The sequence below is a fragment of the Micromonospora sp. NPDC003776 genome (assembly GCF_053605645.1).
On sequence record NZ_JBSGJR010000219.1, the window covers coordinates 1 to 9,964 of the forward strand.

10 protein-coding genes and 3 tRNA genes are annotated in these 9,964 nt (G+C 74.2%); 12 read left to right on the top strand and 1 reads right to left on the bottom strand.

Annotation, left to right across the window (positions count from 1 at the left end; all coding sequences use genetic code 11):
- Positions 1–88 precede the first annotated feature (88 nt).
- Positions 89–1,018: a phytoene/squalene synthase family protein gene (locus tag ACWEVO_RS18765; RefSeq protein ID WP_452308809.1), complete on the bottom strand. Its 930-nt coding sequence runs from the start codon at positions 1,016–1,018 to the stop codon at positions 89–91.
- Between the two features lie 64 nt (positions 1,019–1,082).
- Here ACWEVO_RS18765 and ACWEVO_RS18770 point away from each other — a divergent pair, with 64 nt between their 5' ends.
- The 12 genes from ACWEVO_RS18770 (at position 1,083) to ACWEVO_RS18825 (ending at position 9,795) form a co-directional block, all read left to right on the top strand.
- Entirely contained in the window at positions 1,083–2,237 is a 1,155-nt protein-coding gene (locus tag ACWEVO_RS18770) for a polyprenyl synthetase family protein (protein ID WP_452308810.1), read from the top strand.
- Positions 2,238–2,265: 28 nt separating this feature from the next.
- Entirely contained in the window at positions 2,266–3,747 is a 1,482-nt protein-coding gene (gene crtI, locus ACWEVO_RS18775) for a phytoene desaturase family protein (RefSeq protein WP_452308811.1), read from the top strand.
- The gene (gene idi / locus ACWEVO_RS18780) at positions 3,744–4,352 is read left to right on the top strand and encodes an isopentenyl-diphosphate Delta-isomerase (RefSeq protein ID WP_452308812.1); all 609 of its coding nucleotides are present in this window, start codon (positions 3,744–3,746) and stop codon (positions 4,350–4,352) included. Before crtI ends, idi begins: the two co-directional genes overlap by 4 nt.
- A complete protein-coding gene (locus tag ACWEVO_RS18785) occupies positions 4,342–5,325 on the top strand; it encodes a MerR family transcriptional regulator (RefSeq protein WP_452308813.1) in 984 nt (327 codons plus the stop codon). Before idi ends, ACWEVO_RS18785 begins: the two co-directional genes overlap by 11 nt.
- 75 nt (positions 5,326–5,400) lie before the next feature.
- A complete protein-coding gene (locus ACWEVO_RS18790; RefSeq protein WP_452308814.1) occupies positions 5,401–6,186 on the top strand; it encodes a polysaccharide deacetylase family protein in 786 nt (261 codons plus the stop codon).
- A gap of 155 nt (positions 6,187–6,341) precedes the next feature.
- Positions 6,342–6,414, top strand: a tRNA-Glu gene (locus ACWEVO_RS18795).
- A 33-nt stretch (positions 6,415–6,447) separates the two neighbouring features.
- A tRNA-Asp gene (locus ACWEVO_RS18800) sits at positions 6,448–6,521 on the top strand.
- A gap of 75 nt (positions 6,522–6,596) precedes the next feature.
- A tRNA-Phe gene (locus ACWEVO_RS18805) sits at positions 6,597–6,670 on the top strand.
- Positions 6,671–6,847: 177 nt separating this feature from the next.
- Positions 6,848–7,399 carry an RNA polymerase sigma factor gene (locus ACWEVO_RS18810; RefSeq protein WP_452308815.1) on the top strand — a complete coding sequence of 184 codons (552 nt, stop codon included), beginning with the start codon at positions 6,848–6,850 and terminating at the stop codon, positions 7,397–7,399.
- Positions 7,396–8,451 (top strand): hypothetical protein, encoded by a 1,056-nt coding sequence (locus ACWEVO_RS18815; protein WP_452308816.1) that lies wholly within the window; start codon positions 7,396–7,398, stop codon positions 8,449–8,451. Before ACWEVO_RS18810 ends, ACWEVO_RS18815 begins: the two co-directional genes overlap by 4 nt.
- 182 nt (positions 8,452–8,633) lie before the next feature.
- On the top strand, positions 8,634–9,455 hold the full coding sequence (locus ACWEVO_RS18820; protein ID WP_452308817.1) for a hypothetical protein: 822 nt from the start codon (positions 8,634–8,636) through the stop codon (positions 9,453–9,455).
- Positions 9,456–9,648: 193 nt separating this feature from the next.
- A complete protein-coding gene (locus tag ACWEVO_RS18825) occupies positions 9,649–9,795 on the top strand; it encodes a hypothetical protein (protein ID WP_452308818.1) in 147 nt (48 codons plus the stop codon).
- The last annotated feature ends 169 nt before the right edge of the window (positions 9,796–9,964 follow it).

Consider the following 9,964-nt stretch of genomic DNA (forward strand, 5'->3'; position numbering starts at 1 on the left):
CCGGCACCGCCTACGACCCCACCCAGCACCGAGCACTCCAACGACTCCTCAACCAAGATCAACCAGTGAAGGCTTGACACAGGGCTACTCACGCCCCGACCAGGGCCGGCCGGGGCGCCGGGCCGGGGACCGTCACCGGCGTGCCGGCCGGGGTGAGCAGCGCCCGCGCGGCCACCGCCGCCCGCTTCCGCCGCGGTACGACGGCCCGGCGCGTGAATACGTCGTAGTCCTGGGCGGCCACCTCGTCGAGAATCCCGCCGTAGAGCGCGTACGCGGTGCGCATGCAGGTCTGCGAGGCGGGTGCGAGCAGCGGGATGCCCGGCGCGGCGGCCAGGTAGTGGGCCTGGGCGCGGGCCACCTCGTACTCGATCAGCTCGCGGATCCTCGGGGTGGCCCGGCCGGCGGCCCGGGCGGCGAGCAGGTCCTCCCGGGTGACGTCGAACCGGGTCAGGTCCTCGTCGGGCAGGTAGGTGCGGCCCCGGTCCAGGTCCTCCGCCACGTCCCGGATGAAGTTGGTGAGCTGGAACGCGAAGCCGAGCTGGCGGGCCGGTTCGCGGGCGGCGGCCGGGTCGGAGCTGCCCAGGATCGGCAGCATCATGGTGCCGATGACGGCCGCCGAGCCTTCCATGTAGTCGAGCAGGTCGGGGTAGGTCGGGTAGGCGGTCACCGTGAGGTCCATCGCCATGCTGCGCAGAAACGACGCGAAGTCGCCGCGGTCCAGATCGAAGACGGCGATGGTGTGCAGCACGGCGGGGAGCAGCGGGTCGTCGACCGGCTCGCCGTGCAGGCCGGCGACGAACCGGGCGGACCATTCCTCGAGCCGGGCGGCGCGGGTGGCGGTCGGCAGCTCCTCGGTGCGGTCGACGATCTCGTCGGCGTAGCGGGTGAAGCCGTAGAGGGCGTGCACATGCCGCCGTTTCCAGGTCGGAAGCAGGCGCGTGGCGAGATAGTAGGTACGGCCGTGGCGCCGGTGCAGGTCCCGGCAGCGGTCATAGGCAGCGGTGAGATCCGTGTCCACCGGCCCTCCTCATTTTCGACGCACCAATCGACGCAACTCGTAACCTTAGGGTACGCTCGCCCACATGGCCAACGACGCAGTTGCGGGTAATGCGCTCCGCGTCGCCCCGACGCAGCCGGGTGCGACGGAGGATCCCGTCCGCGGCGTCCTGGCCGCGTTCACCAGAGAGCTGGTCGAGGGGGTCGACGAGACCCTCGCCGCGTTCCTGGCCACCGAGGTCGACTCGCTCACCGAGATCGACGCGGCGATGGGCGGGTTCGCCGCGACGGCACGGGACTGCGTGCTGGCCGGCGGCAAACGGGTCCGCCCGACCTTCGCGTACTGGGGCTGGCGCGGGGTGGCCGGCGGCGACCCGCCGCTGTCCACGGTGCTGCCGGCACTGGCCGCGCTGGAGCTGCTGCACACCTTCGCGCTGGTGCACGACGACGTGATGGACGCCTCCGACACCCGGCGCGGGCTGCCCACCGCGCACCGCGCCGCCGCCGCCCGGCACCGGGCCGCCGGCCACACGGGTGACCCGGACCGATACGGCGAGGCCGTCGCCGTGCTCATCGGCGACCTCTGCATGGTCTGGGCCGACCGGCTGATGGCGCACGCCGCCGTGCCACCGGCCCGACTGCTGGACGTCCGGCGCTGCTACGACCGGATGCGGATCGAGACCGTGGCCGGGCAGTTCCTCGACGTGCTCGGGGAGAACGACGCGGCGAACTGGTCGGTGGACCGGGCGCTGCGGGTGGCCCGCTACAAGACCGCCAGCTACACGGTGCAACGCCCGCTGCTCTTCGGCGCCGGCCTGGCCGGGGCCCACCCGGACTCGCCCCTGATCGCCGCCTACACCCGGTACGGGCTGGCCGTCGGCGAGGCGTTCCAGCTCCGCGACGACCTGCTGGGCGTGTACGGCGACCCGGCCACCACCGGCAAGCCGGCCGGCGACGACCTGCGTACCGGCAAGCCGACCACGCTGCTCATGCTGGCCCGGCAGCTCGCCACCCCCGACCAGCGCCGGGTGCTGGACCGGGCCGGTGCGGTCACCGCCCCCGGCGAGGTGGCCCGGCTGGCCGAGCTGGTCCGGGACACCGGAGCGGTCTCCCGGGTGGAACGGATGATCTCCGAGCGGGTCGGCGAGGCGCTCGCCGCGCTCCACATCACGTCGATCGACGAGACCGCACGCACCGCGCTGACGGGTCTCGCCACGGCCGCGACCACGCGGCGGGCATGATGGGCAACTTCGTGAGGGAGGTGGTCGCGTGCGGACCGTGAACGGACGTACGGACCGGGTGGTCGTCGTGGGCGCGGGCCTGGGGGGCCTGGCCTGCGCGCTGCACCTGGCCGGGAGCGGCCGGCAGGTGACCGTCCTGGAACGCGAGCCGGTGCCCGGCGGGCGGGCCGGCCGGCTCAGCGTGGACGGGTACGAGTTCGACACCGGTCCGACCGTGCTCACCATGCCCGACCTGATCTCCGAGGCGCTGGGCGCGGTGGGCGAGGAGCTGACCGACTGGCTCGACCTGACCCCGCTCGAACCGGCCTACCGGGCGTACTACCCGGACGGGTCGACCCTCGACGTGATCACCGACACCACCCGGATGGCCGCCGAGATCGCCCGGGTCTGCGGCCCCCGGGAGGCCGACGGCTACCTGCGTTTCGTCGACTACGCGCGGAACCTGTGGCGGTGGGAACGCGCCGACTTCATCGAGCGCAACCTGGACGCGCCGACCGACCTGCTCACCGGGAACCTGCTGAAGCTGCTCGCCAACGGGGCCTTCCGGCGGCTCCAGACGAAGATCAACCAGTTCTTCCGCGACCCGCGTACCCAGCGGATCTTCTCCTTCCAGGCGATGTACGCCGGCCTCGCGCCGCACGACGCGCTGGCCCTCTACGCGGTCATCGCGTACCTCGACTCGGTGGCCGGCGTGTGCTTCCCGCGCGGCGGCATCCACGCGGTCTCCCGGGCGATGGCCGGCGCCGCGGAGAAGCACGGCGTGCAGATCCGGTACGGCACCACGGCGAGCCGGGTGGAGACCGCGCACGGCCGCGCCACCGGGGTGCTGACCACCGAGGGTGAACTCGTCCCCGCGGACGTCGTGGTGCTCAACCCCGACCTGCCGGTCGCCTACCGGGACCTGCTGCCCCCCGGCCGGGAGCGGAAGCTCACCTACTCGCCCTCCTGCGTGGTGCTGCACGTCGGCTCCGCCCAGGGCTATGGCAGGATCGCCCATCACAACATCCACTTCGGACGTTCCTGGAAGGGCACGTTCGACGAGGTGATCCGGCGAGGCGAGCTGATGACGGACCCGTCGCTGCTGGTGACCAACCCCAGCCGGACCGACCCGTCGGTGGCCCCGGCCGGGAAGCACACCTACTACGTGCTCGCCCCGGTGCCGAACCTCGACCGGGCCCCGTTCGACTGGCACGGCGACCTGACCCGCCGGTACGCCGATCAACTCGTCGACACCCTAGAGGAACGGGGCTACGTCGGCTTCGGCGACGGGATCGAGGTGCTGCGGGCGGTCACCCCGGCGGAGTGGGCGGAGCAGGGCATGGCCGCCGGCACCCCGTTCGCCGCCGCGCACAGTCTCTTCCAGACCGGGCCGTTCCGGCCGGCCAACCTGCACCGGACGCTCGGCAACGTGGTCTTCGTCGGCTCCGGCACCCAGCCCGGCGTCGGCGTGCCGATGGTGTTGATCAGTGGCAAGCTGGCCGCCGCGCGGATCACGGGGAGCGCGGCGTGACCGCCCGGGAGGGGCACCTGGTCGAGCTGGTCGACGACACCGGCCACCCGCTCGGCGAGGCGACCGTGGCCGCCGCCCACCAGCCGCCGGGCCGGCTGCACCGCGCGTTCTCGGTGCTGCTGGTCGACCCCGACGGACGGGTCCTGCTCCAGCAGCGGGCCGCCGTGAAGACCCGCTTCCCGCTGCGCTGGGCCAACTCCTGCTGCGGGCACCCGACGCCGGGCCAGGCCCTGGCCGAGGCGGCCAACCGCCGCCTGGCCGAGGAGCTCGGCATCGGCCCGGTCGAGCTCACCGAGGTCGGCGTGTACGTCTACTACGCCGAGGATCCGGCCACCGGCCGGGTCGAGTTCGAGTACGACCACGTGCTCCGCGCCGACGTGCCGGCCGACCTGCCCACCCGACCGGACCCCGACGAGGTGGCCACCCTGCGCTGGGTCGACCCGCGCGCCCTCGAGGCCGACCTCGACGTCGATCCCCGCGCGTACGCGCCGTGGCTGGGCGGGGTGGTGAACCGGCTGCTGCGGCCGGCGCCGACCGCCGCCGACGCGTCCCGGCCGTCCGGCAGGCCGGCCGACGAGGCACCGGAGCGGTCGGGTGGCCGATGAGGCGCTGAGCGCGGGAGCCGTCGCGCGCCGGCTCGGCGTCGCGGTCACCACGCTCCGCACCTGGCACCAGCGCTACGGCCTCGGTCCCAGCGAGCACGTACCGGGGCACCACCGGCGCTACACGCCGGCCGACCTCGCGCGCCTGGAGATCATGCGGCGGCTCACCGCGGAGGGGGTGACCCCGGCCGAGGCCGCCCGCTGGGCCCGCCAGGCGCCCGCCGCCGTACCGCCTGAGCTCGGCGCGAGGCTGTGGCTCGGCGGGTCCGCCGCCGGGCGGCCACCGGACGCCGGCCTGGGTGGCCTCCGGGACGGCGGCGGGACGACCATCCCGGTCGGCCGGGCCGGCCCGGTCGCCCGCGGGCTGGCCCGGGCGGCCATGCGGCTGGACGCGGCGGCCATCGGCGACACGATCGCGGACGCCCTCGCCACCGACGGCGTGGTCGCCACGTGGGACGGGCTGGTCCGGCCGGTGCTCGTCGGCATCGGGGAGCGGCACGCCGCCACCGCCGGGCTGATCGAGGTGGAACACCTGATGTCCCGGTGCGTGTCGGAGGCGCTCGTGGCGATGGCCCGGGCCCACCCGACCACCGGACCGGCCCGGATCCTGCTCTCCTGCGCCGACGAGGAGCAGCACAGCCTGCCGCTGGAGGCGCTGGGCGCCGCCCTCGCCGAGGCCGGGGTGAGCTATCGGATGCTGGGTGCGCGGGTGCCGGAGCCGGCCCTGGTCGAGGCGGTCAACCGGACCGGACCGGCGGCCGTGGTGCTCTGGTCGCACACCCGGTCCACCGCCGATCCGCACCAGCTCTCCGCACTGCTCGCCGCCCCGCGGCGACCGCTGCTGGTGCTCGCCGCCGGGCCGGGCTGGCGGGCCGACACGCTGCCCGCGGGGGTCGTCCGCCCGGTGGACCTGACCGAGGCGGTCTCGCTGGCGCTGGCCGTACGCGACTCGCTGGACCAGTCGACGACCGGCTGACCGCCCCTCCCGGATCGGCGCTTCGTCCACTACGGTCGGAAAGTCCACGTACCCCGACCCCCTCCGGGAGCGACGATGCGCTCACGCGCCGTGCTGGCGCTCGCCGTCGGCCTGGTCCTGCTCCTGGCCGGCTGTGGCGAACCTGGCAAGACCCCACCCCAGGCCGGCGGCCCGCCCGCCGCCTCGGCCACCCCGTCACGTCCGACGCCCACCCCGCGGCCCAGCCGCACCACCCGGCCGAAGCCCCAGCTGCGCCCGCTGCCCAAGAACCTGCCCGCTGGGCTGCACCGGCACAGCGGCGACCGGGGGGTGGCGCTCACCTTCGACGACGGGCCGAACCCGCGGTGGACGCCACAGATCCTCGACCAGCTCCGGGCGGCGCACGTCACCGCGACGTTCTGCCTGGTCGGGCAGGAGGCCCGGCGCTACCCGCAGCTGGTGGCCCGGATTGTCCGGGAGGGCCACCAGCTGTGCAACCACAGCTGGCGGCACGACATGAACCTCGGCCGCCGCCCGGTGGCGGAGATCAAGGCCGACCTGGTACGGACGAACCAGGCAATCCGGGCCGCCGCACCGAAGGCCAGGATCGCCTGGTTCCGCCAGCCCGGCGGCCGGTGGACGGCCGAGGAGGTGGCGGTGGCGGCCCAGCTCGGCATGCGGCCGCTGCACTGGAGCGTCGACCCGCAGGACTGGGACCGCCCGCCGGCGAAGACGATCATCAAGCGGGTGGAGTCGGCGACCCGGCCGGGTTCGGTCGTGCTGATGCACGACGCCGGCGGCGACCGGAGCCAGACCATGGCCGCCTGTCGCACCCTCATTCCCGACCTCCGCCGCCGGTACGGGATCTCCAGGCTCCGGTGACACCGCCTCTGAGCTGCGCTTTCGTCCGCTGGGGTGCCGGTAGCCATACCGGTTTGGTCGTCCGAGGAGGCATGGCATATGCTTCTCATGCCTCCGGCGGGGCCGGATGGGAGCAAGTCCGCTTGAAGTTGCGAGTGTGCAATGATGGCGGGGCCGCCCTCATCGTCTAGCGGCCCAGGACGCCGCCCTTTCAAGGCGGTAGCACGGGTTCGAATCCCGTTGGGGGCACGGTCCGGTTCAGGCCGGATGCAACACCAGCTAGGTCCTGTGGAGCAGTTGGAGTGCTCGCCGCCCTGTCAAGGCGGAGGTCGCGGGTTCAAGTCCCGTCAGGACCGCAAGCGCTGACGCCGCGCCCTTCACGCGCGGCGTTCTGCGTATCGGCCCATGCGGTAGCATGAGCCGAGCACCACGGCCAGGTAGCTCAGTTGGTACGAGCGTCCGACTGAAAATCGGAAGGTCGGCGGTTCGACCCCGCCCCTGGCCACATAGCCTTTCGCCGGGCTACCAGAGCGCCGACCAGCGGAAACGCCGGTCGGCGCTCTTGCGTTGTGGCCGGACGCCGGTGCCCGCTCCCGGCTGGTTCATCCATGCGGTCCTCGTCCGTGAACCCGCTTGCCTCGATCGGGCATGAACAGGTGTGAAGGAACTACGGTCGCAGTTGATGCAGGTCGCCGACGACGTGCTGATCCGCGAGTCGATACGAGATCCGGAACGGTTCGCGCCGATCTTCGACCGCCACGCCGCCGCCGTGCACCGCTACCTGGCCCGCAGGGTCGGACCGCCGGCCGATGATCTGCTGGCCGAGACGTTCCTGGTCGCGTTCGGCCGGCGAGCCTCGTACCGACCGATGCAACTCGACGTGCGGCCGTGGCTGTTCGGCATCGCCACCAACGTCCTGCACCGACACGTACGCCAGGAGGAACGCCGGTACCGGGCGCTGGCCCGGGCGGGGCTCCTCGAGACCGGCCCGCACACGGACGACCCGTCCGATGACCGGCTGGACGCCCAGGCACTGCGCTCCGCGCTCGCTGCGGCGCTGGCCGGCCTCAAGCCGAGGGACCGGGACGCACTGCTGCTGCTGGCCTGGGCGCAACTCTCGTACGTCGAGATCGCCGCCGCGCTGGACATCCCGCTCGGAACCGTGCGTTCGCGGATCAACCGGGCCCGCCGGCTCACGCGTACCGCACTGAGTTCGCTACAGGAGGACCGATGAACGAGATCAGGCTCTTGGAGACGCACGGTCCGGACGCGCCGGACCTGTCCGACGAAGCGCTGCACGTCGCCCGGCTGAGGGTGCTCGCCGAGATCTCGGCCGCGTCCACCGCCGTGCCGCGCACCACCCGGTCCGCCCTCCTCAGCCGGCCCCGCCCGGCCGAACCGGGCCGCCGGTGGCTGCTGACGCGGCTGGCCCTTCCCGGGGTAGGGCTGGTCGCGGCGGTGGCGACGGCTGTCGCCGTCATGCCGGAGGCGCTGCAGCACACTCCCCGCCCATCCGCCACGGCAGACCGGCCCACCGGCACCCGTTCGGCTGCGCCTGGCCGGATCAAGCTGGTCGCCGCGACCGCGCCGGAATTCCCGTATGCGTTGCCGAAACTGGGCAAGCCGTCGTTCACCGCTGATCCCGGCGGCCCCATCATCGCCGTCTATCCGGCCCCGGACGGCAGCGACGTGGTGTTGACGATCGGTACAGCTGGCGGGAAGGAACCGATCGGGGGGGAACGCGACATCAGCGTGGACGGCCGGCCGGGCCGGACCCTCTCCGTGCCGAACGGTTCGGGTGCCCTGGCCTCCGTAGAGCTGACCTGGGAGCGCCGACCCGGCGAGTGGGTGACGATCGTCGGCAACGGCCGCCAGGCCAGCGTGGCGGCGGTTCTGCGCCTCGCCCGTCAGGTGGTGGACCAGCCCCAGCGCCTCGCCTTCAAGGTCACTGTCGGCCTGGTCCCGGACCGCTGGGGACTCGGCGGGTTCAAGGACGGCGGCTCGCTCATCTCCTACCGCGATCCGGCGAACCCGGACCTTGAGCTGCACGTGCGGTGGACGCCGGAGCCGGACTCGAGCCCTGATTCCGACATCGAGGGCTTTCAGTCGGCGCAGGCCGTCACGGTGAACAAACGCCCAGCCCGCCTCATCCAGGCCGAGCAGTTCTGGCGGCTGACCGCCCCGCTCGCCGACGGATCCGGGTTCACGCTGATGGCACCGCGCTCGTTCACCAGGGCTCAGGTGATCGCCGTCGCGAACAGCGTCCGCCTGAACGCCGGTAGGTGATCTCGGTCCGCACCGGACGTGATCGTTGCGGCGGACGCCTCGGCACCGGCCTCGGGGTCCGGTCTCCGGGGTGAGCCGGGGTTCGTCCCGATGGTGTCCGGCCGCCGCGCCGCGAAGACTGGCGGTATGAACGCAGCCGGAGACGCACGTCACCTCCTCGACCGCGCCCTCACCCCTGGCGGGTGGCCTACCGACCGGAGACGCTCCGCCGGCTCGCCTGGTCCGTCGTCGCGGTGCCGCGCGCCCTGGCGGCGCTGCCCGTCGCCCTGCGCCGTCCCAACCGGGTCCGCAACCTCGGCCGCGCGCTGCTCGCCGTCCCGGTCGCGCTGGCCGGGTCGGCGTTCACCGGCACGCTCGCCTTCCTGGTCCTGATCAACGTGCTGGCGTACCCGTTCCGCCCCTGGCTCGGCCTCGGAGACAAAACCGGGGACATCTGGGCCGACCGGTACGCCGACTCCTGGGGCGGCCCCACCCTGGCCGGCGCCTGGGCCACCCACGCCGCCCTGATCCTGCTGCTGGTCGTCCCGCCGATGGCCGGGGCCGTCCGGGGTCTCACCACCCTCCAGCGGCGGCTGGCCCGACCGGCGACCCGGACCATCCGCCCGGCGGCAGTCCCGGTCGAGGCCACCCGCCCGGCGGCGCTGCCGGCCGACGCCTCGGGGGTCCCGCTGGTGGACCGGCCCGCCCCGCACGCGGTCGCCTCGCACCCGTCCGCCACAGCGCGGTCCGTCCCGCCCGCTACCGCCCGACCGGCCGGCACCCACTCGCGGCCGTCCCGGCGGTCGTCCGGTCGCCTGCGCCGGACCGGCGCGGTGCTGGCGGCGCTGGGCCTGCTGGTCGCGGCCTCGCTGAGCGCGCACGCCGCCGGGATCGGCGACAACCTGCTCTGGGCACCCCGGGACGTGGTGAGCAGCCTCGCCCTGGCCGTGACCCTCGCGCCGGTCGCCGGGGTGCTGCTGCTCCGGCGTACGGCCTGGTGGCGGTCCGCCCAGGCTCGGCCCTGAGCACGGCGGCGGCCCGGGTCGTGGCCCGTCGACGGGCCGCCACCACCTGTCACTGTGCTGCCGGAGTGGGCCGGACCGGACGGACGGCCCGGAGGCCGATCAGCCGCGTCCGCCGAAGCCCTCACGGCTTCGGGCGCTGCTCCCGGTTCTGTCCCATCCCGTTCTGGATCGCCTCCCAGACGCTGCGGCCGGCGTGCCGCAGCGTCTCTCCGGCCTGACCGGCGAGCTGCGCCGCCCCGGACGCGGGCCCACCTCCGCCCTGCCCGGCTTCCTTCTGGCCACCGCCGGCAGCCGGCTCCGCCGCCCCGGCACCGCCCGGGGTCGGGGCGGCACGGCCTGAGGCGTTCTCGCCAGCGTCCGACGGCCGTCCGGCCCCCTCCGCACCCCGGCCGCCCCTGGCCGGTTCCGCCGGCCCGCCGCCCCCTGACGGGCCCCCCCGCGGGCCGCGGGCCGCGGGGGGGCCGCGCGTCCGCCGAGAAACCGGTCGGGGTGGAGGGTGGGCCGGCCGC